Origin of the sequence: Vibrio sp. Evd11 (assembly GCF_900382755.1) — a bacterium.
GTDB classification, from domain to species: Bacteria; Pseudomonadota; Gammaproteobacteria; order Enterobacterales; family Vibrionaceae; genus Vibrio; species Vibrio lentus.
In genome coordinates, this window is the sequence record NZ_OSDX01000046.1 from 12,481 (window position 1) to 34,734 (window position 22,254).

General features: G+C 43.8%; 21 protein-coding genes. 7 read left to right on the top strand and 14 right to left on the bottom strand.

The annotated features are described in order from the left end of the window. Window position 1 precedes the first annotated feature (1 nt). From ED652_RS17260 to ED652_RS17290, 7 genes are all read right to left on the bottom strand, one after another. Window positions 2-733: an SDR family NAD(P)-dependent oxidoreductase gene (locus ED652_RS17260; protein ID WP_122055603.1), complete on the bottom strand. Its 732-nt coding sequence runs from the start codon at window positions 731-733 to the stop codon at window positions 2-4. Beyond that, window positions 733-1,164 carry a nuclear transport factor 2 family protein gene (locus ED652_RS17265; protein ID WP_017085002.1) on the bottom strand — a complete coding sequence of 144 codons (432 nt, stop codon included), beginning with the start codon at window positions 1,162-1,164 and terminating at the stop codon, window positions 733-735. Before ED652_RS17265 ends, ED652_RS17260 begins: the two co-directional genes overlap by 1 nt. 14 nt (window positions 1,165-1,178) lie before the next feature. Then, window positions 1,179-2,624 (bottom strand): deoxyribodipyrimidine photo-lyase, encoded by a 1,446-nt coding sequence (phrB, locus tag ED652_RS17270; RefSeq protein WP_122055604.1) that lies wholly within the window; start codon window positions 2,622-2,624, stop codon window positions 1,179-1,181. Continuing rightward, window positions 2,621-3,568, bottom strand: a complete 948-nt coding sequence (locus tag ED652_RS17275; protein WP_009846088.1) for a DUF523 and DUF1722 domain-containing protein — start codon at window positions 3,566-3,568, stop codon at window positions 2,621-2,623. Before ED652_RS17275 ends, phrB begins: the two co-directional genes overlap by 4 nt. 144 nt (window positions 3,569-3,712) lie before the next feature. Then, complete coding sequence (locus ED652_RS17280) at window positions 3,713-4,423, bottom strand: ChrR family anti-sigma-E factor (RefSeq protein WP_122055605.1); 711 nt, start codon at window positions 4,421-4,423, stop codon at window positions 3,713-3,715. Continuing rightward, a complete protein-coding gene (locus ED652_RS17285; protein ID WP_009846090.1) occupies window positions 4,416-5,063 on the bottom strand; it encodes a sigma-70 family RNA polymerase sigma factor in 648 nt (215 codons plus the stop codon). The genes ED652_RS17280 and ED652_RS17285 overlap by 8 nt, the downstream gene beginning before the upstream one ends. Before the next feature lie 110 nt (window positions 5,064-5,173). Further along, window positions 5,174-5,794, bottom strand: a complete 621-nt coding sequence (locus ED652_RS17290; RefSeq protein ID WP_065105089.1) for an LON peptidase substrate-binding domain-containing protein — start codon at window positions 5,792-5,794, stop codon at window positions 5,174-5,176. Window positions 5,795-6,104: 310 nt separating this feature from the next. On the opposite strand from ED652_RS17290, the gene ED652_RS17295 reads away from it, so the two are divergent. After that, window positions 6,105-6,491 carry a tautomerase family protein gene (locus ED652_RS17295; RefSeq protein ID WP_009846092.1) on the top strand — a complete coding sequence of 129 codons (387 nt, stop codon included), beginning with the start codon at window positions 6,105-6,107 and terminating at the stop codon, window positions 6,489-6,491. Between the two features lie 109 nt (window positions 6,492-6,600). Here ED652_RS17295 and ED652_RS17300 read toward each other — a convergent pair whose 3' ends face one another. Then, window positions 6,601-7,410 (bottom strand): DUF4344 domain-containing metallopeptidase, encoded by an 810-nt coding sequence (locus ED652_RS17300; protein WP_122055606.1) that lies wholly within the window; start codon window positions 7,408-7,410, stop codon window positions 6,601-6,603. Window positions 7,411-7,620: 210 nt separating this feature from the next. Here ED652_RS17300 and ED652_RS17305 point away from each other — a divergent pair, with 210 nt between their 5' ends. Together ED652_RS17305 and gltS are read left to right on the top strand one after the other, a co-directional pair. Beyond that, window positions 7,621-7,977: a YibL family ribosome-associated protein gene (locus tag ED652_RS17305; protein WP_122055607.1), complete on the top strand. Its 357-nt coding sequence runs from the start codon at window positions 7,621-7,623 to the stop codon at window positions 7,975-7,977. Window positions 7,978-8,293: 316 nt separating this feature from the next. Beyond that, window positions 8,294-9,520 carry a sodium/glutamate symporter gene (gene gltS / locus ED652_RS17310; protein ID WP_004732723.1) on the top strand — a complete coding sequence of 409 codons (1,227 nt, stop codon included), beginning with the start codon at window positions 8,294-8,296 and terminating at the stop codon, window positions 9,518-9,520. Window positions 9,521-9,643: 123 nt separating this feature from the next. On the opposite strand, the gene norW is transcribed toward gltS, so the two are convergent. From norW to ED652_RS17330, 4 genes are all read right to left on the bottom strand, one after another. Continuing rightward, entirely contained in the window at window positions 9,644-10,813 is a 1,170-nt protein-coding gene (norW, locus tag ED652_RS17315) for an NADH:flavorubredoxin reductase NorW (protein WP_122055608.1), read from the bottom strand. 1 nt (window position 10,814) lies between these two features. After that, complete coding sequence (norV, locus tag ED652_RS17320) at window positions 10,815-12,320, bottom strand: anaerobic nitric oxide reductase flavorubredoxin (RefSeq protein WP_102312233.1); 1,506 nt, start codon at window positions 12,318-12,320, stop codon at window positions 10,815-10,817. 555 nt (window positions 12,321-12,875) lie between these two features. Next, on the bottom strand, window positions 12,876-13,532 hold the full coding sequence (locus tag ED652_RS17325) for an NAD(P)H-dependent oxidoreductase (protein WP_009846099.1): 657 nt from the start codon (window positions 13,530-13,532) through the stop codon (window positions 12,876-12,878). Between the two features lie 323 nt (window positions 13,533-13,855). Then, window positions 13,856-14,722 carry a hypothetical protein gene (locus ED652_RS17330; protein ID WP_009846100.1) on the bottom strand — a complete coding sequence of 289 codons (867 nt, stop codon included), beginning with the start codon at window positions 14,720-14,722 and terminating at the stop codon, window positions 13,856-13,858. A gap of 565 nt (window positions 14,723-15,287) precedes the next feature. On the opposite strand from ED652_RS17330, the gene ED652_RS17335 reads away from it, so the two are divergent. From ED652_RS17335 to ED652_RS17345, 3 genes are all read left to right on the top strand, one after another. Next, window positions 15,288-17,195: a PTS mannitol transporter subunit IICBA gene (locus ED652_RS17335; protein ID WP_122055609.1), complete on the top strand. Its 1,908-nt coding sequence runs from the start codon at window positions 15,288-15,290 to the stop codon at window positions 17,193-17,195. A gap of 183 nt (window positions 17,196-17,378) precedes the next feature. Further along, a complete protein-coding gene (locus ED652_RS17340; protein WP_017111334.1) occupies window positions 17,379-18,527 on the top strand; it encodes a mannitol-1-phosphate 5-dehydrogenase in 1,149 nt (382 codons plus the stop codon). Between the two features lie 50 nt (window positions 18,528-18,577). After that, window positions 18,578-19,114, top strand: coding sequence for an MltR family transcriptional regulator (locus ED652_RS17345; RefSeq protein ID WP_216821913.1), 537 nt, complete (start codon window positions 18,578-18,580; stop codon window positions 19,112-19,114). A gap of 229 nt (window positions 19,115-19,343) precedes the next feature. Here ED652_RS17345 and nagB read toward each other — a convergent pair whose 3' ends face one another. Together nagB and ED652_RS17355 are read right to left on the bottom strand one after the other, a co-directional pair. Further along, window positions 19,344-20,144 carry a glucosamine-6-phosphate deaminase gene (gene nagB / locus ED652_RS17350; RefSeq protein ID WP_009846106.1) on the bottom strand — a complete coding sequence of 267 codons (801 nt, stop codon included), beginning with the start codon at window positions 20,142-20,144 and terminating at the stop codon, window positions 19,344-19,346. A gap of 587 nt (window positions 20,145-20,731) precedes the next feature. Next, a complete protein-coding gene (locus tag ED652_RS17355; RefSeq protein ID WP_122055611.1) occupies window positions 20,732-21,085 on the bottom strand; it encodes a DUF413 domain-containing protein in 354 nt (117 codons plus the stop codon). A gap of 154 nt (window positions 21,086-21,239) precedes the next feature. Between ED652_RS17355 and ED652_RS17360 the strand changes: the two genes are divergently transcribed. Next, window positions 21,240-22,130, top strand: coding sequence for a LysR family transcriptional regulator (locus ED652_RS17360; protein WP_029223593.1), 891 nt, complete (start codon window positions 21,240-21,242; stop codon window positions 22,128-22,130). Window positions 22,131-22,254: the final 124 nt, after the last annotated feature.

A 22,254-nucleotide genomic window follows, 5' to 3' on the forward strand; every position in this document is an offset into this window, starting at 1 on the left:
GTTATACCATCCTTGAAGCGAGTTTTTGCCAAACTGGAGTTGGAAGCATTCTTAGTAGCTTCATCAACATGATGAATCGTCTTGGGAAATCGATTTCACTCTTTCCTTGAGCAATACCATTTACGATTCGCTGAGTTGCGGCCTCACTACTAATAATCATAGGCATAGCGAAGGAGTTTCGCTCGGTTAATGGCGTTTCAACAAAGCCTGGGTGCACGATTGAGACATGAATATTGTGCTCGGCCAGATCAACCGACAGTGTTCTGCCTAAATAGGTGAGGGCTGCTTTCGAGGCGCCATAAGCTTCTGCTCTAGGTAAGGGCAAAAAACTGGCGCTGGAGCTGACTAAAACCAAGCGGCCGCCGGGCTTGATGTTTTTTAGCCAAGCTTTAAGGGCATAGCCGATTGAAATGAGATTGATGTTGATGACGCGCTCGAACAACTCTGCGTCGAAATTGACAGGATCATCTATGTACTCACAATCACCCGCGTTCAAGATCAGTAGGTCGAGCGGTTTATCTTGGTCGAGTGCTGGGAAATTATGGTAATCGGTCAAATCAAAACAGAGTGGGTCAATTGACGAGTGCGATAAGTCTGTCTCGTGAGAATCAACTAAGGCTTGCAGCTTGCCTTGATTACGGCCGCAAGCAATCACCTGATGCCCTTGTTGAGCATAATCTATAGCAAGTGACTGGCCGATACCTGAGGTCGCGCCTGTGATCATAATACGCATTATCGGCTCGCTCTTTTTTTGATGGATTTGATCGCACAACCTAGTACTGGGATGTGCTCGTACAGCATCGAACCCACATCAAGATAATCGCGATGATAAACCACTTGGTTGTCCAACATTTTAATATGACTATGCCCTTGAACTTCGATCGGCTTTTGCCCGTTGAGTTGTTTATGAGCGAATTGCATTGTCCAATAAACGGATGCTTCATCTTTCACTTCAAAGGTGTGTTCGATGTGGAAGTAACAGCTAGTCACTTGTGTGTAGAGGTTCTCGAAGTAATGAGTTAACGCGACAATCCCACTGACATGATGCAGTGGGTCTTGGAATTCGATATCAGGGTGATAAACCGTCTTTAGCACGTCGAAATTGTCGGTTCCGAGTTCTCGATACATGTTGAGAAAGTTATCAAGCCATAGAGAGTTATCCATAATATTCACTCTAATTATTTGAAAAAGGCTAAGGCTCTCAATCGTGCTTCTTTGTGTTCAACGATGGGTTGCCAGTATTCGCTGTTAATTCCGTTTTTTGCAATGTAATCATGTGGAAAATGCACATGCTTATCAGGAATATTTTGCAGCTCTGGAATGTACTTACGAATAAAAATTCCTTTCGGATCAAACTTTTCACTCTGGGTGATCGGATTGAAAATTCGAAAGTAAGGTTGAGCATCACAGCCAGTACTGGAAGCCCATTGCCAACCGCCATTATTGGCGCTGAAATCACCATCGATAAGGTGCGACATAAAGAATCGCTCGCCCCAACGCCAGTCAATCAGTAGGTGTTTGGTTAGGAAGCTTGCCACCACCATTCTGAGCCTGTTGTGCATCCAGCCTGTCTCAACCAATTGACGCATCGCTGCATCAACTAATGGGTAGCCTGTTTTTCCTTCGCACCACGCTTTAAAGCTCGGGTTGTCGTGGTACCAATCTAAGCCGTTGTATTTCTGCTGAAAGTTCGCGCCTTTAACCAGTTTAGGATGGTGGAACATCAAATGCTTATAAAAATCTCGCCAAATCAATTCATTAAGCCAAGAAAAGGCTGGCAACTGAGTATCAAATAACAAGTCCGGCTGTTGTTGAATCAATTGAATCGCTAACCATCGTGGGCTCACAGCGCCAATGGTTAAGTAAGGGGAAAGGCCAGACGTGCCTTTTACCGATGGAATATCTCTAAGGCGAGAATAGTTATTAACTTTATTGGCTAAGAAATTGGGGATCACGCTCTCAAGGACGTCTTGGCTTAGTGGCCAACGCTCTGAATCGGTACGCGGAAAGTCGAAATCGTACTCGCCAGAAAAACCACTTAACGATTGTTTCAGTTGTGATGGATTCTGAAGCGAATCCGTTTCAGATGAACCTGCTTGCGCTGATCCTGTTGAATGCACTGGGGCGTGGCTGCAAATGATGCCTTTCGCTTGCACTTCTTTTAACCATGCGTTTTTGAAAGGTGTGAAAACCTTGAACATCTCACCTTGTTTATTCAGCACACTACCTAATGGCAGAATCGTATCGCAGTCGGTTATTTTCAGCTTTATACCAGTAGCGATTAAGCGTTTGTCTCTTAACTGCTCATCCACTTCAGGCTCTGAATTGGCATACACATATGTCGCATCGACCTGTTTGCACAAGTTGATGAGTTGAGTGGCTTGATCGTTAAAGTCTGTGGCTTTGAGGTGCAGCAGAGTGATACCGAATTCAGCGAGTTGTGATTCGAACTGTTTCAGGTGGCGATAAATGAAGTCCGCCTTTATCGGTGCCAGGTGATGTTGCTGCCATTGCTGCGGGGTTGAAATAAAAACGGCGATAGAGACGCCGTTTTCAACTGCAGAGACGAGCGCTGGGTTATCGTGAATCCTCAGGTCTCGTCTTATCCATAGAATGTCGCTCAATATCCGTATCTCAGCTTAAGTTCTTGTGGGTGCGGGTTTAGATAAACTTGTGATTCTAGGTACTCGTTTGGGTATTCCATTAGATAGTGGTTGATCAGCGTTAGTGGAACTAACAGAGGAACTAGCCCTTCTCTGAATGATGAAATCTGATTGGTGAGCTCTTGTTTGTGAGCGCTGCTCAGTTGTTTCTTAAAGTAACCTTGCAAGTGATGCAGAGTGTTGGCATGACTGCCGCGATTTGCATGGTGCATTAGCGCCGTCATCAGACCTTCGATGTACTTTTCAGCTAGTTCATCGATCTCTAAATCGTTACTCGCTAAAAGTTTGCCTAGGCTCTTGTAGCCTTCAATGTGGTGGCACATCACTAGATATTTGTGAGCGCTGTGGAATTGAATCAGCTTATGTTTGGTTACACCTTCATCAACAAGATCGAGCCACTTTTGATATGTGAAAACACGAGTCATAAAGTTTTCACGCAGAATTGGATCGTTGAGGCGACCATTCTCTTCTACTGGAAGGAGGGGATTGCCTTGCATTACTTGCTGAGTGAACAAGCCAACGCCTGTCGACTCAGAACCACGACCGTGGTGGTGATAAACCTTTACTCGCTCCATGCCACAGGTTGGGCTTTTCTGACACACAATGAACCCTGCGATGTGTTGGTTATTCTTTGAATAGTTTTGCCCAAACTCGATCAGTTCATCGGTGACATCGCCAGAACCATCAGGTCGAGAAACATGAATAATGTCGTCTAACATTCTTGTTTGACGGATCGTAGGACGAGGTGTTGGAAGTCCAACGCCCATCTCTGGGCAAACTGGCTCAAGCTCTACGTAGTCTGCCAGATCGTCTGTGCAAAAACGAGAACGCTTATGGCCAGTATCGAACCGAACTTTATGACCGGCGACACATGCACTAATGCCTATTTTTATTTTTTTATCCATTGGTCAATTCCTTACGCTCATTGCTCGTTGTTATTCTTATGTTGTGTGCTTTGTTGCTTATTAAACATTACTTTAGTTCGGTTTTTACTTTTCTTACTAGCCAACTCTATGAGTCTTGTGACGTATCCGGTAAATCTTTTAAAACTAATAAATATATTTACCCAGTGGGTTGAACAATTGGCTCACCCCTTTAGTGAAATACAAGGCATCACTTGAAACGGTTAAACACACACAGCCTTCTTTCGTCGCAGGTTGGTGGGTGTGTTCTCCATCTAACCAGATGAAATCGCCTTTGTTGTAGACACCCATTTCGTCTTCGAAGCTGCCTTCTAAAAGAAGCGTGATCTCGAAGCCTTTGTGAGTGTGACAAGGCACCTGTCCATCCTTATCTATATGCAGCAAGCTGGTGTGGTGTGATTCGTCATCAAAATCGAGACGTGCGCGAGAAATCTTGCCCAAGTTCAACCAGTCTTTTCTTGCGACTGAATTGAGTGCGCGAGGAATCGTGAAGGTTGTGTTAGACACCGTCTCTTGTTGCGCTTCAACAACAACTTCGACTGCCTGTGACAAATCAGCTGTGATCTGGTCAATAGCATCAAAATCGAACTCCCCATCGTCAGTTAGGAACGCATCCATTTCGCTGTCAGACAGTTTTAGCCCTGCTGTGTCATTTTCAAAGGCAGATGTATCGCTTTCAAAGACTGTGTCAGCGGCTTGCGCTGTCAACATGCTTACTTGTTTTTGACAGTGTTCGCAAAGCTCTACATGGCTAGAAACAATCAGTGAAACCGAATCCGCTAGGTTGCCATCGACAAAATCTTTCAAGATTGCCGCATTTGGGTGATGTTTAATCATGGTCTTGTTCCCCCATGTGAACTTTTAGTTTGGCGAGTGCGAGTCTTAGACGTGATTTAACAGTTCCAAGCGGGACATCGAGTTGTTGGGCGAGCTGCTCTTGCGATAACTCTTGGAAGTAGACACCTTTCACAATGGTTTTTTGAGCGAGAGGCAACTTTTCAATTTGAGTCATTACATGACGGCTCATTAGATGATCGCCAAACTGAAGCTGATCACTTTGTGACTCGGCTACCATGGCGTCAATTGGCCAAATGTCGTCAGCGATGGTTTGCTCTGCTTTCGCTTTTACCTTTCTTAACATATCAAAGGCGGCGTTTCGCATAACGGTATAAACCCAAGTGGTCGCTGCGCCTTTCTCTTCATTATAGAGATGCGCTTTCTTCCAAACGTTGGTCATCGTGTCTTGGACTAGTTCGTTGGCAGCGGCTTCACCACCCAACTTGCTGATGCCAAAACGCTTAATTTTGGGAGCAAAGAACTTAAACAAACACGTAAATGCTTGCTTGTCTCTGTCTGAACCAACCAAAATCAGCCAGCTTGAGAGCTCTGTAGGTACCTTACTTTCAGTAGGTAGTTTGTTGTCGGGGATAATGACATGCTCCTTGCCGTTCCCTGTTCTTCTGCTTTCCACTTGCATAGTAATTAACCATCATGCGAATTTGATAGGCACTACGTGGAGAGTGAAGGTGGGGATCACTTTATTTTAAATTAATTTCTACTATACAAAATTATAGTGAATAAAAGTGCTTATTGCCCTGTAATGATTTGATTCAAAAAGGGAACTAACGAAGGAAAACTAGCGGGTTCTGTGAATTTGGTTTTCTTTTCCAATGGGATAGGCATCATTTCGAGGAGTCGAGCACAGATCCATTGAGGGCTTTCAAAGTCAGGAGACGGGTAGAGTGTTCTGATCGAATCATGTTCTCGAAACAACTCGACAAGAAACGCGGTAACCACGTTCGGCACTTTATAGCTGTGTTGTGGCCAGTGCGGCAGTGGGCGGAAATCACTTTTGATCAGGTCATCAGTGTCGCGGAAGGACGAGTGAAGCTGCACCAACTGTTCGCCTTCAACATCGATTTCCAGAATTTGGTCATCGGACATATTGAAATCGACAATAGACACTTTTGTCCCCCAAGAACTCAGACGTTCGGAGTTGGTGTTGTCCTGAGTCGCAATGATGAAGCCGTCTCCCTGCGCAGCATGAGCGACCATTTTCAAATACTTGGGTTCGAAAATACGCAGTCTTTGTCTGCCCCTTGGCAAAATGAATAACGGGAGAGGAAACACCGCAAGCTCTTGAGAAGTCTCTACGGGTGTTTCTGATTCGGTTTCTATCCGTGTGATCTTCTCAGCTGAATTCGGCACATAGCACTCCTTAGTTCATACATGATTGGGTCTGTACGAATTTGATTCGTACGTAATTCAGAGATGTATACGCGTGCTCGTTGAAGTTCGATCAATGTGGGGTGATGTATTGAACAGGAAGTTAGAGAGAGGGAGACATGGTTTTTTGTCGCGTTTATTCGCAATTTAATCGGTTTAACCTTTTTTAACTTACGTCATTAGGTAATATGGGTTAAGAATTAGTCAATGGGTAGATAACAAGTGACACGCTTATCTTACGTTGCTTATCTCTTAGTTCTTCTTTACCTGACATCACATCAAAGGAATGGTCATGATCGTTATTTATGGTATCAAAGAGTGCTTAAATCCGATTAAGTTACAGCTTTCTAATGTCTTACAACAATGTTTGAACAGTGAGATGGGGTTACCTGATGACAAACGAGCGCATCGGTTTGTACCATTAGAAAGAGATGATTTCTTTTATCCCGAAGGGCGAACAGAAGCTTACACCGTCATAGAAATCAATATGATGGAAGGGCGAGCGGTGAACACCAAAAAGCGCCTGATTAAGAAGATATTTTCTGAAATAGAAAAGCAGCTGTCTATCTCTCCCATTGATATCGAGATCACCATCAAGGAGCAGCCATCGCATTGCTGGGGCTTTCGAGGCATGACTGGCGATGAAGCTCAAGATCTTAAGTATAAAGTCAAAGTTTAGGTAAATCGCGTGATAGCGGCTTCAGAGCTAGGTGTTTGAGCCGCTAACTTGATTCTATTCTATTGTTGAGTGATTCCGTTATAGAGACCTTTTATATCGCTCTATTCTACTAACCCTCATCACTCTCTTTTAAGTATTGGTGCCAATTCCCAGTGATCACATCAAAGTGCTCAATACAGAACTCTTTCCTATCTTTTAAATAGTCGTTTTCCACTTCATCAAGCAAGTTTATATAAGCTTCAGGGTCGCTGCCGTACACAAGGCAAAGGGTTGAGAAGTAGCGTTGGAGATCGAAGCTGTGTTCATCAATGTATTCCCCCAAGTCGTAATATTCAGGACGGTCTTCTGACTCAAAGGCAAACATATCGGCTGCACTTATTGCGGCATCACCGCCATGTTCCACGTAGTTGAGCAGCAAGACTGTTGCGAGGTTATCGACGGCATCTTCTTCTTTACCGAGAATGGCGATCTTTTGATCTTCGATATAGCCGTGCCCCGCTTCGTGCAGCAGCGTATGAAGCAAGGTATCGATGGCACCCGTTTGTGCCGATTTTCCGTACTCTTTTTCGTATTGGTTCTTCTCGAAGTAAGCGAGTGATTCAGCGTAAAAACTGTATGGGATAAGTACGTGATGTGTTTGCGGATCGTAGAGTGGGCCTTCATCACCGCCGTATTGAATCACCAAAGGCTGGTTAAACATCAACAGTTGGTTGGAGAGGTCAATGACGGTGTCGTTGATGCCACTGAGTTCAATCTCTTGCTTGAGCTGTTTTTCTTGTTCAGTTTGAGGTGGTGCATACTCGACAATAAGGTTGCTGGGCAGCGTATTATCAATGGATGTTTCACTGGACGCATAAGTCGTGGCAAACACAGAACCAAGGGCTAGGCTATAGGTCAGTGTTTGTTTCAATAATGTCATCGTATCTCCTTATAATCGGGTGAATAGCCATCTCATGGTGAACCATATTTCCTAGAATGAATAGCTCTTGAGTGGTGATTGATTGATTGTCAGTTTAGATCATGTTTCATTCTAAGGGCTATTTGTCAGATAAATTTCGGTTCAAGTAAACCCTTGTGCTATACTCCGCGCCCCAATCCGAATTGGCTTGCTTAATCTTAGGAAATTATTATGAGTGTTAAAAACGAACTTCAACAAATTAACAACCGTCTAGACAAGTGTCGCAACAAGTTAGCGGCTGCTAAAACTCGTAATGATCGTCCTGTTGTTCGTCAATTTGAAGACGAGATTAAGAAGCTAACTAAGAAAATTGCACAGCTTAAACACAAAGAAAGCTTTGATGTGAATCAAGAGCGTAAATCGCTGATTGATATGCCATTTAAGCGTGAAATCACAAAAGCTGAGCAAGCGGATATGGGTAAACTTAAGAAGTCTGTAAAAGGGCTCGTGATTGTTCACCCGATGACCAAGATTGGTAAAGAGCTTCGCATTGAAGTTATGACGGGTTACGCACCGAAAAAATTCTAATTACCAGTGATGGTGATGAAAGAGGAGCTAGCAATAGCTCCTTTTTGCTTTTTTAGGTATTAAAAAAGCAGAGTCAGCGGCAAGGATACTCGCGCCGTTATCAACTTTTTGGAGGTGATTGTTGTCACAAATCCTTTTATCTCCTATAAAAGTTAACGTGTCACTAACATGACACCAAGTGAACGCAGTAATGTGTTCGCTTTTCGAATCTACAATTTCTCTCCAGTTTGTATAAATATAGGTAGAGCACCACAAATAATTACAGATAAAACTAGACTCATTAAGGAAGATGAGAACGTAAAAAAATAGAGGTTATATGAATCAATTAATTTCAATTGGACCACTAGAATCCTTCCTAATCGCGATTAGTGTTTTGTTTCTAGGTCATTTCGTCAATGCAAAGCTTCCGGTTCTCAAAAAGTACAATATTCCAGAGCCCATTGTCGGCGGCTTGATTGTCGCTTTTGCTATTACAGCCCTGCACTTTAACGGCCTTGATCTTGAGTTTTCCTTGCCCCTGCAGAACACGTTTATGTTGATGTTCTTTGCAACGGTCGGCCTTGCTGCTAACTACACGCAGTTGATAAAGGGTGGTGCCAAGGTATTCCTATTTTTAGGGGTAGCTTCGGTTTATATCATTATCCAAAACGGTGTAGGGGTTACCCTAGCGACAGCATTAGGTCTTGAACCCTTGATGGGCTTGATTGCTGGGTCTATCACGCTTTCGGGTGGTCACGGTACGGGCGCAGCTTGGTCTCAAACTTTTTCAGACACGTTTGGCATTGCCAATACTCTAGAAATCGCGATGGCTTCAGCGACGTTTGGTTTGATTATCGGTGGTATTATCGGTAGCCCAGTCGCTCAAAAGTTGATTGATAAAAACCAGCTTGAATCTGAGTACGGCACTGGCACACAAACCCACGAGCGTTTTCCTGAGCTTGTTACTTACAACGAGTATGAAGAAGACAAAGTAACAGCGAAGAAGGTGATTGAAGTATTGTTCATTCTTCTTATCTGTATCTCGGGGGCGAAATACCTAGAAGAGTGGGTGGCGACTTTTGAAATTTCTTGGTTGATGATTCCTGACTTCGTTTACGCGTTGTTTATCGGTGTGTTCATCACTAACGTTTTTGAAGTGACTAAGCTGCATAAAACCGACAGCGAAACGGTTGATATTCTTGGTACCGTATCATTGTCACTGTTCCTAGCCATGGCGTTAATGAGCCTTAAGCTTTGGAACATCTTTGACCTTGCGATTCCGTTCTTGGTTATCCTTGCGGTTCAGGCTGTGGTGTTGGGTATCTTCTCTTACTTTGTGACGTTCAAAGTAATGGGTTCTAACTACGACGCAGCGGTTATGGCGGGTGGTCACTGTGGTTTCGGCTTAGGTGCAACCCCAACAGCGGTAATGAACATGGGTTCTTTGGTGAACCGATTCGGTCCGTCGCCACAAGCCTTCATGGTTGTGCCAATTGTTGGTGCCTTCTTTATCGATATCGTTAACCTGATTATCCTACAAGGTTACATCTCGTTTATTGGATAGTGCGAACGCACCAATAACGAAGTATGCAGATACAAGAAAGCCAGTCGATTGACTGGCTTTTTTTGTTTTAGCGAACGCCGCTTATTTTATTCAACGTATATTATTGAGCGTATGTCATTGAGCTTATGCGGGTGAGCTTGCCTGTAGCTCTTTAAGCAGAGGGAATGCGGCTTTGGTATGTTCTCCCGTGACAATGAATCCAACCAACTGGTTATCTTCATTAAAGCCCTTAGCGACAATGCCTTTAGGATCGAATCGCGTTTCCCAACTCTGAGCGGTTTGAATATCGCGCCCTGCGAGTTGAATCGGGTAACTCGGTGTTTTCACCTTAGTGATGATGTGAGGCAAGCTGAGCTTTCCTTCTCCTACTTTGAGCTCTCCTTTACCCATAGCCAGCTGCTTAGCCAACACGTTTGCAGACAAAATAGCGGGCTGAAGATAAGCCATCACACGCCCCTCTATTTCGGCGCAGTCACCAATCGCATACACATTTTCGACACTGGTTCTCATGATGGTATCGACCACAATCCCTTTGTTTACTTCTATTCCCGCTTGTGTGGCTAACTGTGTGTTTGGTCTTAGCCCTGCTGCGGCAATCACGATATCGGTTCGTATCAATCGAGAAGACGTGGTTTGCAACCTCACTCCATCAGGGAGATACGTTGCACGACACACTGCAGAATCGGTTTCGACGGTAACCCCTGCTTTTGTCAGTTTCCTTTCCAATTCAAGCGAAACGAAAGGTGGCACTAGGCTATTCAATAGATAACTTGCGGGTTCGATAATCGTGACATCTTTACCGGCAGTTTGAAGGTCGAATGCGAGCTCGACCCCAATCAAACCTCCACCCATCACGGTGATGCGTTGAGCGCCATCGATCTGAGCTTTGTGTTTATCGAATTCTTCCAAACTATTTAACGTAATGGTTGCGCTGCGTTTAAGCCCTTCCGCTGGTGGTATAAAAGGCGTCGCGCCCGTCGCTAATACCAACTTTGAATAGTGGATAGATTGGCCATCAACATGAACACACTGCTGCTCAGTATCTATCTCGCTCACAAGTGCTTTGGTTTTGATGACCACGTTGTACTGCTCTGCCAATTGTTGAGCGTTATGTACTGCCAGTGTTTCCGGCGTTTGTTCCTGACTGAACGCGTGCGAAAGATTCGGCTTACTGTACTCAACCCCGGCATCGGCGGTGATCATAGTAATCGCGATATCTTGGTCAAGCTTACGTACCATCTTGATGGTTTGTAGGGCAGCGAAACCGCCACCCACAATAACAATGTTCGACATGCTACTTCTCCACAAACACTTCTTTGCCTAAATGGCATTCAGGGCAAAGGAAATCATCAGGAACTTGCGCCCAAGGAGTTCCAGGTTCGACGCCTTGGTAGGGTTCGCCCAATTGTGGGTCGTACACCCATTCACACACTGTGCAACGCCAGCAAGTGCAGTCTGCACTGTGTACTGGCTTATCTTGAGCGACTTCTGGCTTCTGTTCTGTCGTGTCTTTGAGTTCTTCAGTGGTGCTTGTCGGTGCTGGTGTGGCTTCAAGCGGTGTTACATTACGTGATACTTGTTTCGGTGTGCTCACTTCATCTGCTTCTACACGCCAAACCTCGGCTAGTGTCATGCCGTAATCGATACATTGGCGAAGCGCGTCTGTGTCTGGTTTCCAATGGATGTGTTGCGGAGCACTGACTTCGAAGTTAGCTTCATGTAAACGAGCGTCGATACGTTTTACTGCGCCGCCTGTCCAACCTGAAGAGCCAAATGCCGCGGCTCTTTTACCAGCAAAACGTAAGCCGTGGATCTCTTCTAGTAGTGCAGCGATTTGCGGCATCATCACATTGTTCATGGTCGATGAGCCAACGAGTACGCCCTTTGAACGGAAGATATTGGCAAGGATGTCATTCTTATCGTGCTTAGAGATATTAAAGACTTTGATTGCTGTTTCTGGGCTGCCTTTACGGATACCTTTTGCGATTGCATCAGCCATCATGCGAGTGTTGTTCGACATGGTGTCGTAAACAATGGTGATACGATCTTCTTTGTAGGCTTTAGACCACTCGTAGTATTGCTCAACAATTTGCGTCGCGTTGTCGCGCCAAATACAGCCATGAGAGGTGGCGATAACATCGATAGGTACACCTAAGCTGAGCACTTCTTCTATCTTCGCTTTCACCAAAGGCGCGAAAGGTGTGAGGATGTTCGAGAAGTAACGCAGACATTGATCGTGCAGCTCGACTTGGTCTAGCTGATCATTGAATAGGTTTTCATCACAGTAGTGCTGACCGAACGCATCGTTACTGAACAGAATCTCGTCACCAGTGAGGTATGTTGCCATTGAGTCTGGCCAGTGCAGCATTTTCATCTCAACAAAGATGAGTTGCTTACCGTTACCGACATCGAGCGTGTCGCCTGTTTTAACGGTTCGGAAGTTCCAGTCCGGCTGATGGTGATGGCCAACAATCGAGTTAACGCCAGCTTCTGTGCAGTAGACGGGTGTGTTTGGAATTTTGGCTAATAGTGCTGAAAGGGCACCAGAGTGGTCTTCTTCAGCATGCTGACAAATGATGTAGTCGATCTCATTGATGTCGATTTCCATCTCAAGGTTTGCAAGGAATTGTTCAGTAAAGCGATGATCAACGGTATCAACAAGCACCGTTTTCTCTTCACGAATCAGGTACGAGTTATAGCTGGTACCTTTGTTCATGTGGTATTCCTTACCATGGAAGTGTTCTGTTTCCCAATCGTGGACGCCAACCCAGTGAACATTTGATTTAACGTGAATAGTCATAATGATAATACCTTATTTAAATATCTAAGGTCATCATTGCACTAGTTGTGCCATGTTTTTAAGTGCCTGTTTTCAATGTGTTTGTTTGGAGTTTATGTTGTCTAATGAGTCATTTTGACGTGCTGAGTTTTATGGTTAAAATGAATCTTAGGGGTCTTTATGACTTTGTGGATTTATAACGGTTTGACAAGAAAGTTAATGATGTTTGCTCAGAAAGAGCAGGGTGAGGAACCTGTTTCAACAAAGGGGATTATAGCGTAACTCCTGCGCTTCGCGAATTAGAACACGTGGATTGATTAGGTATTGGTGGTCTAAAAAGCGACTGGAATGGCTAAAGCTGAGATAGAAAGGATGGATGCGAAATACAGACATGAAAAAGGCCAGACGAGTGTCTGGCCAAAACAAGGCAGTGTAATTTAACAGTCTGAAGTGCTGTTGAAACTATATTTTGTAAAACGAAAAAGCGTTTTAAAAATTAAAGCGTTGTAGCAGTTAAGCGTTGTAACTGTTTAACGTGTTATAGCTGTTGATTCATTCGTCATCTTAATTAACGCGTTAAAGCGTCGTCACGATTTCATCAAGAGCTAGACGTGCTTTTGGTTTACCATGGTTATAGTCTTCGCCGTCTTTGTGGTAGCCGATTGCTAGCGCTACATCAACAACGTGACCGTCTAGTTCGTCAGCAAACTCTTCACCGATCATAGCGGCATCTACGCCTTCCATCGGTGTTGAAGCAATACCAAGACGAGCCAGTGTGTGCATTGTGTTACCTAGCGCGATGTACACTTGAGACTTAGTCCAGTTTCCGTTGAAACCAGTCTCATCTGTGTTCATTTCTGCGAATGCGTAAGCCCCTAAGAACTGCTCGTACATTTCAGCGGGTAGGTGACCAGAGCTTACTTCTGTGTCAGCACGCTTTGCGAATTTTTCTTTAGTGTACTTAGGATCGTGAGCAAACAGGATCGTATGTGACGCTTCTTTCGCATGCGGTTGGTTAAACTGGAACATGTTCTCGAAAGTGTTGTGGAAGCGTTGTTTTGCTGCGTCACTCTCAATGATGATGAATTTCCAAGGCTGAGAGTTGATAGAAGAAGCTGACAAACGAAGTGCTTCTTTGATTACTTCCATGTCTTCCGCAGAGATGCGCTTTTCTGCATCGTATTTTTTAGCTGTGTAGCGAGTGTTTAGATCTGAAATGATTGGATGAGTCATGTTGAATCCTAATATCTATCAATATAAATGTTGTAGGGTTTTATGTTCGGTAACGTCAACAATAAACGGATAACGCATTTAGGCTATATCTCTATAGAAGTCGTTTCTAGAACAGTCAGCCTCTAAAAGGCTGAACGCTTAAATGGCTATCGAACATGCCCCAATAAATCGAGTATCTGCGGTAGCTCAAGTTGATGGGTGTAAGATAATAGAAGATTGGCTTGGGAAAAATAGCGAACACATCAAATCACTATGGTTAATAATGTCCATAATGATTTGATTAGTGTGATCTGGATGTGTGTTGGTTTTCGAAAATCAGCCAGTTAGTACGCTTTGATTCCATATTGGCGTAATAAAGAGGGAAGTACACTGTCGAGGTTTGGGATATCTTCAGGGTTAAGTTCAATCAAGCTAAAACCGTGCTCTTGGTAAACTTTCTTGGTCGCATTTCGTTTGTCTTCTTCTATAGGGCCTGAATCTGTTCCCCAGAACTGAATGTATACCTTGCCGCTTGGCAGGTAGAAATCGCTCATTACTTCTTTTGATATCGGGAGCGGACGTTCATAGGCATGAACCACTCCCGCCATATAAAGCCAGTTATCGATGATCAGCTCTCCCTTTGAACGCACATAATGTCCGTCTAAGGTTCGGTGTTTCGCCTCAAATTTCTGACGAAAGCTAGAAAACGAGACATCGGTAGAGTGGCTTTCAGCATCATGCCCTAGAAATTCGACAACAGATTGCTTCAAACGTTTATTGCGAACTAACGAATCGTGCCATACCACAAATAGGTTTTGAGTCGCTTTATCTTCCCTTTGCTCACCGCCTGCTTTTAAGCCTGTTGAGGTGACATGCCAACCATCTTCTTCACGTGTTATCCAACCAAGCTCGCTGAGCAACAGGTTAATTTTTTTTGCGCTAAGTTGAAAGGCACTGCCTAGTTGAGTTGCCGTTAGCGTTTTTCCAGAGAAAGAATCTAGGTCGATGAGTAGTTTTTCTGGCCAGACAATAAAGACACCAAACTTCTTGTGTTCGACATACTCCCCACCAAAGCTTTCGCCTCGTTCTGTGAGTACCCAACGCTCCTGTGAACGCACGATATAGCCAGCTGTTTTCAAATCACTGAATAGAGCCTTTGCTTCTATCCCTTTTTGTTTGGCTAGTGCTGATGTGGAAATCTTGTCTGGCATAGTCTGTTTCTCAATTAGCAGTAGAACTGCTGATTAATGTTGAGGGGCTGTTGTATAGAATAGGGAAATACAATAACACAACTGTTGATACTAACTGCAGTTCACTGGTCCATGTTTTTAGTGAGTATTCGCTCTCATTTTGAATGTTAAGCAAAATGTCGCCTAATTTGTAATTAAATTACAGTTTTAGGATTTTTACCCATCTTGGTGCATATTTATTATTCGTGACACGATGTTCTTTTATACGGGTTATATAGATCTCAGATGCTATATTTTATTAAGTGTGATTTATGTCACTATTTATTTTTAAGTATTACAAAATAAAATGTGATCTAGATCTTGCATTAATGATATCTATTCTCATTAATTTGGCTTTGTAATTTAAATTCATGATGTTTTTGTGATCTAAGGTGTACTCGTTAACCCGAAAGTGTTTTTTGCGTGTGATGGTTATCACGAAAGTTGGGCTGAGGTGCATTTTAAAAATGTTGTGATACATTTTAATCGACTTTTGAGTACACACTTTCGGTCATTTGACCAACCAATACATTACGGGGTTCTACCTATGTTATCACCAGAAGCAAAGATTAAGGTTCAAAACTTTGGTCGTTTCTTATCCAATATGGTAATGCCAAACATCGGCGCATTCATTGCGTGGGGTTTCATTACTGCACTATTCATTCCAACGGGTTGGTGGCCTAACGAAACGTTAGCATCAATGGTTGGTCCAATGATCACATACCTATTACCACTATTGATCGGTTATACCGGTGGTAAAATGGTTGGTGGCGACCGCGGTGCCGTAGTGGGTGCTATCACAACGATGGGTGTTATCGTTGGTACTGATATCCCAATGTTCATGGGTGCAATGATTGTTGGTCCACTGGGTGGTATCGCAATTAAGAAATTCGATGAAGCTGTTCACGGTAAAGTGAAGAGTGGTTTCGAAATGCTAGTGAACAACTTCTCTGCAGGTATCATCGGCATGATCTGCGCGATCATCGCGTTCATCGTGATTGGTCCTGCGGTTAAAGTTCTGTCTTCTGGTTTAGCGGCTGGCGTTAACGTAATGGTTGAAGCGGGTGCATTACCTCTTGCCTCTATCTTTGTTGAACCTGCGAAAATCCTATTCCTAAATAACGCAATCAACCACGGTATCTTCTCTCCACTAGGTATCCAGCAATCTGAAGAAATTGGTCGCTCAATCTTCTTCCTAATCGAAGCGAACCCAGGTCCAGGTCTTGGTCTTCTACTTGCTTACATGGTGTTTGGTAAAGGTAGCGCGAAGCAGTCTGCTGCTGGTGCATCTATCATCCACTTCCTAGGTGGTATCCACGAAATTTACTTCCCTTACGTTCTAATGAATCCACGTCTAATCCTTGCTGTAATCGCGGGTGGTATGGCGGGTGTATTCACTAACGTAGTGTTCGATTCTGGCCTTATCTCTCCAGCATCACCAGGTTCTATCTTCGCTATCTTGTTGATGACGCCAAAAGGCTCTTACATCGGTGTTGTACTTTCTGTAATCGCTGCAACGGCTGTGTCTTTCATCGTAGCTTCAATCCTACTTAAGACTTCAGCTCAAGGTGATGACGAAGATTCACTAGAAAAAGCATCGGCTCAAATGAAAGACATGAAAGCGTCTTCTAAAGGTGCAGCATCAGAAGCTGGTGTAAACCTAGCGGATGTGAAAGCTGTCTATGTGGCTTGTGATGCAGGTATGGGTTCGAGTGCAATGGGTGCTGGTCTACTTCGTAAAAAGGTAGTAGCAGCAGGCCTAGATATTGAGGTAACCAACTACGCAATCAACAACCTACCGGCTGATTCGCAAATCGTTATTACGCATAAAGACCTAACAGACCGTGCTCGTAGCACTGTGCCAGGTGCGATGCATATGTCTCTAAGCAACTTCTTAGACGGCGGTGTCTACGACCAGCTAGTTGCAGAGCTAACAGAAGCTCAGGCTACGAATGATCAAAGTGGTGAAGCGAAAGTAGAAGCTCCGGCTCCTGCAGCAGCTCCAACACAAGAAGGCAACAAGCTTGCACTGACTGACGACAGCATCTTCCTTGGCCTTAAAGCGACTCAAAAAGAAGACGCTATCAGGTTCGCTGGTGAGAAACTGGTCAAATTGGGCAACGTATCACCAGAATATGTAGAAGGCATGTTTGCTCGTGAAGAGCTTGTCTCTACTTACCTAGGTGAGTCTATCGCAGTACCACACGGCACAATCGAAGCGAAAAAATACGTACAAAAAACTGGCATCGTTTTCTGTCAGTACCCTGAAGGGATTCAGTGGGGCGAAGATGAAGATGATATCGCTAAGATGGTTATCGGTATTGCCGCACAAGGCGATGAGCACAACATGGTGCTGATGGCTATTACCAATTCACTCGACGATGAAGAAGCTGTGGAATGCCTACAGAACACAACAAACCCTGCTGATGTTCTACGTATTCTCAACGGAAACTAACAAGCTCTAGTCAAGCTCCTGAGTGAAGGAGGCCGGTATCCCCCTACTGGCCTCATTTTCGGTCTAATCTCCTCTAAGAAGATTCAGTCTGAATAGCTTACTGCTTGATGCCTAGGGTACATCGTCAAGGCATGTTGTTGAGTGGTTAGCTATCTAGATTTAAATATTTATAAGGTCAAAATTATGAAAGCGTTACATTTTGGTGCAGGTAATATCGGTCGTGGTTTCATTGGTAAGCTTCTTTCTGACGCTGGTATGAAGGTTACGTTTGCTGACGTAAATGAAACGGTTGTAAATGCGTTAATTGAACGTCAAGAATACCCAGTTAAGATTGTTGGCGAAGAGTGTGTTGTTGAAGTTGTTAAGAATGTGACAGCGGTAAATTCAGCAACAGGTGCTGTAGTAGATTGCATTGCTGAGTCTGATATTGTGACAACAGCGGTAGGACCTACAGTTCTAAAAATCATCTCTAAGTCTATTGCTCAAGGCATTGAAAAGCGTGCTGCAGCAAACAACACGGCACCAATGAACATCATTGCGGCTGAGAACATGGTTCGTGGTACTAGCCAATTAAAAGCAGCAGTTTTAGAGCACCTTTCTGATGAAATGAAGGCGTTCACTGAAGAGCACATTGGTTTTGTTGATTCAGCGGTTGACCGTATTGTTCCACCGGCAGAAGCAGGTGAAACAGACCCTCTAGCGGTAACGGTTGAAACGTTCAGCGAGTGGATCGTAGACCAAACACAATTTAAGGGTGAGATTCCAAACATCCCAGGAATGGAATGCACTGATAACCTAATGGCTTTCGTTGAGCGTAAATTGTTCACGCTAAACACGGGTCACTTGGTAACGGCATACCTTGGTGTACTTGCTGGTCACGAGACAATTAAAGACTCTATCGAAGACGACGTAATCCGTGCTGAAGTAACAGCAACGATGGAAGAAAGTGGCGCTGTTCTCATTAAGCGTTACGGCTTTGATCCAGAAGCGCACGCGGCATACATCCAAAAAATTCTTGGTCGTTTTGCTAACCCGTTCCTACGTGATGAAGTGGATCGTGTTGGTCGTCAACCTATTCGTAAGCTGAGCCCTCAAGATCGCCTAGTCAAGCCATTGAACGGTACGCTAGAATACGGGCTACCAAATGCTCATCTAGTAAAAGCGATCGCAGCTGCGTTCCATTACAAAAATGAAGATGACCCTCAAGCGGTTGAACTTCAGGCAATGTTCGCAGAAAAAGGTTTTGCTGAGACATTAGCGCATTATTCTGAGCTGAATAGTGACTCAGAAGTTGTTAAACTAGCGGAAGAAGCTTATCTAGCATTGAAATGATAAACCATCAAAGTGCCACACCAGTGGCACTTTCTTATTGTCGAGCCGTTATGCCAATACAAACTAGCCATGAAACTGAATTACTCGAAGCCCTTTCGGAAGCTGAGAGTGCTAGCGCCTGCCTAATGGCTGCTTACGATGCATTGGATGACACAGTAGATGCCGTATTAAAAAACATCTTTAAGAAAGACGACACGGCCATTAAGTTCGTTGTAGAACCACTTCTCAACAGTGGTGGGCCGTTAGGCGAGATCATGATTCGCGCTAAGTTGCTACTTGGGCTTGGTGTGATCAGTAAAGAACTCTACGACGATCTAGAGGTTTTCGTTACCTTGAAAGAGTGGGCGAAAATACAGGGCGAAGACACCAGCTTTACAGAAGTTGATGTGATATTTGAGCTCAACAAGGTGCACGCGATTCAGCGTATTATGCCGATCGAATATGATGCGGATATGGTGGGAACTATGACTGGCCCAATGCTTGAAATGTTCTTGGGGCGACATAATCAAAAGGTGAAGTCGACGATCATATTGGCTATCACTGACATTATTACGACCTTATGCCGAGATAACGCGCTGAGCTCTTAGCTCTAGTTTGCAGCCCTACTTTACTTGTTTCGCATCCTACATATCTTGTAGCTGTTCGTTCGTATCAATACAAAGTTTAAAATGATGGCGGTTTCTCTCGTTGGAGAAATCGCTTTGTTGTTTTTGTGCCTATAAAAAATACCCGAAACCTCTCTTCCCATTAAACACAAAAGTAGCAGGCACAAAAAAAGCCACATTCAGTGGCTTTTTCTATTCAAGACTATGGGGATTATAGGTCTTGGATGTTTTCAGCTTCTAGCTCTTGGAAGTAGCGTAGAGTCTTAACTTTTAGCTCTTGTTGAGCTGGCTCATCAGCAACGATGATAGCTTTACGGTGCATCTGTAGAGCTGTAACAGTCCACATGTGGTTTACAGAACCTTCGATAGCCATTTGAAGCGCTTGCGCTTTGTTATGGCCTAGAGAAAGGATCATTACTTCTTCAGAATCTAGAAGAGTAGCAACACCGATAGTTAGTGCGTATTTAGGAACTTGGTTGATGTCGCCATCGAAGAAACGAGAGTTCGCGATACGAGTGTCTTCAGTCAACGTTTTGATACGAGTGCGTGAAGATAGAGAAGAACCTGGCTCGTTGAATGCGATGTGACCGTCGATGCCTACGCCGCCCATGAACAGGTTGATTTTGCCGTATGAACGGATTTTCTCTTCGTATGCTGCACAGTGAGCATCGATGTCTTCAGCTTTGCCGTCTAGCAGGTTGATGTTTTCTGCTTGAATATCAACGTGGTTGAAGAAGTTCTCATGCATGAATGTGCGGTAAGACTCTGGGTGGTTAGGGTCGATACCAACGTACTCATCCATGTTGAATGTTACAACGTGCTTGAAGCTTACTTCGCCAGCTTTGTAAAGTTCAATTAGCTCAGCGTAAGTAGTTAGAGGTGTGCTACCAGTAGGAAGACCTAGTACAAATGGACGCTCAGCAGTTGGAGCGAATTTGTTGATCGAATCTGCGATATGACGAGCAGCCCATTTACCTACTTTTGCTTTGTTGCTTAATGGAATAAGTCTCATTGATTTTGCCCCTAGAAATTAAATTTTATAGTGTTCTGAAACATTAATTCGCATTATAAAATAAGTTATCGTATTCCGCTATTGTTTTAGGTCAAGTTTTTACTTTTTTCGTCGTATCTGTGATTAGAACTCTCAAAATTGCACAATTATTGTATGGATATTTGGTAGCGTTAAACAAGATTAATACGTTTGTCATATATCATCAGGTGGATTTGATTCAGGGTCTGAAAGATCAACAAGCTTTGTTGCTTTGTTGCTTTGTTGGTTTGTTGGTTTGTTGGTTTGTTGGATAGTCAGGAGTGCAATGAACATATGATCAAAGAGTGGTGGTTATGTGGTACTGCCGTGCAAAAAAGAAGAGAAAAAGTGAGGAAGTTTCACCGATAGGCATGAATTAACATCGGTATATTTAAGAATAGTGGTTATTCAAAGCTATCACTATGAATTATCAATAAATATTGGTAAAACTGGATAGGTTGACTAAACTTACTAATTACGAAGAAGATGCGTGTTTGTTTTAAGTTGCCGCTAACCTGTTATGAACAAAAAAAGCCCAAAGTGATGAGGTATCACTTTGAGCAGTTTTACTAATCTTCTAACACTAACTCTCTTTCGTATTCTTCCGTAGGCACTTCACCGCGTTTGCAGCCGTTTAGGGTATGAAAGCGACGACGTCCACGAGCCAGTTGAATGTATTTTAACCAAACACGGTCTAACTTGGATTTCGCCTTGTGAGGATGAGCCAATACTTTGATGAAGTGCCTTTCTTCAGCATTGGTTGGTGTTAGTTCACCAGTCTCAAGTGCAAGCATAGTGTCACCAAACAAGGTTAGGATTTCCTCTTCTGACAGAGTAAAATTACCTGACTTAGCGAACCCTCGTGGGAATTTAATGGTGTCATAAAAACGTTTTTTTCCGTGTCGGAATTCGGTCTCAGACATATCAGCCTCAGTAATGTGGTTAGATAGAAATTAGTGTTTATTGCTCACGCGAAAATATTGTTAAAAGGCTAAAATAGGAAACAAAACGTTTTTGCCTTTACGATAAACAATCCTAGATCGGCTAGTTAGCAGATTTATTACAGAGATGTATTTGATGGATGTGAAAGTATTTAGAACCTTTCTTGAGGTTGCAAGGGTGCGCCATTTTGGGCGTGCAGCTGAAAACTTGTATTTAACACAAGCGGCGGTGAGTGCGCGAATCAAACAGCTTGAAGGCTATTTTGATACTCAGCTCTTCATTCGTGACCGCAATAACATCAAGCTCACCTCTTCCGGTGAACGTTTGATTGGTTATGCTGAAGTGATGGTGTCGACGTTACAACAGGCCAAATTTGAGCTGTCGTTGGAAAGTGGCAAAGCCCTGCAGTTAACACTGGGTGGCACACCGAATATTTGGGATGCGTATCTGCAAAACTGTTTGAGCGTAGTGACCGATTCTTTCGGTGGTTATGGTTTTATGGCAGAGGTGATGGGGCGCGAGCAACTGAACCGTAATTTGTTAGAACGAACCTTAGATATGGCTTTTGCGTTCGATCAGATCAAAGCGGAAGAGCTGAACTGTAAAAAAGTCGCTGACTTGGTTTTGGTGTTGGTATCAACGCAACAAGATGATCTGGAATCTGTATTCCAACATAAATACGTTTATGTCGATTGGGGAACGCGTTTTGGTTCTGAACATGCCGAGCGTCACCCAAAAGTGCCCGCGCCGTATCTACGTACCTCAACGGCTCGTATCGCTTTAGATTTTATCTTAGAGAAAGGTGGCAGTGCGTATTTACCTGTTTCTATGGTTGAGCCTTTTATCGATTCAGGTCAGCTTCATAAGGTGAAAGGTGTTGAAGATTGGTATCGCCCTATTTATCTCAGCTACCGTAAAAGCAGCACCTCGGTTGACGCGATCATTCAAGTTGAGAAGTTGGTTAACGAGATTGACCCATCGACTGCTTACACGTTGCAACAAGCCGCTGAGCAAGCACCAGAATAGTGGTATTCGTTATTACTATGATGCTGATGAAGTAAAAAATTGATTCGATAAAAAATGGCTCCCTTGGGAGTAATGCCGATCAGTTAGGACTAAAGTGATCGGTTGAACGATCCTCCAGAGCTGT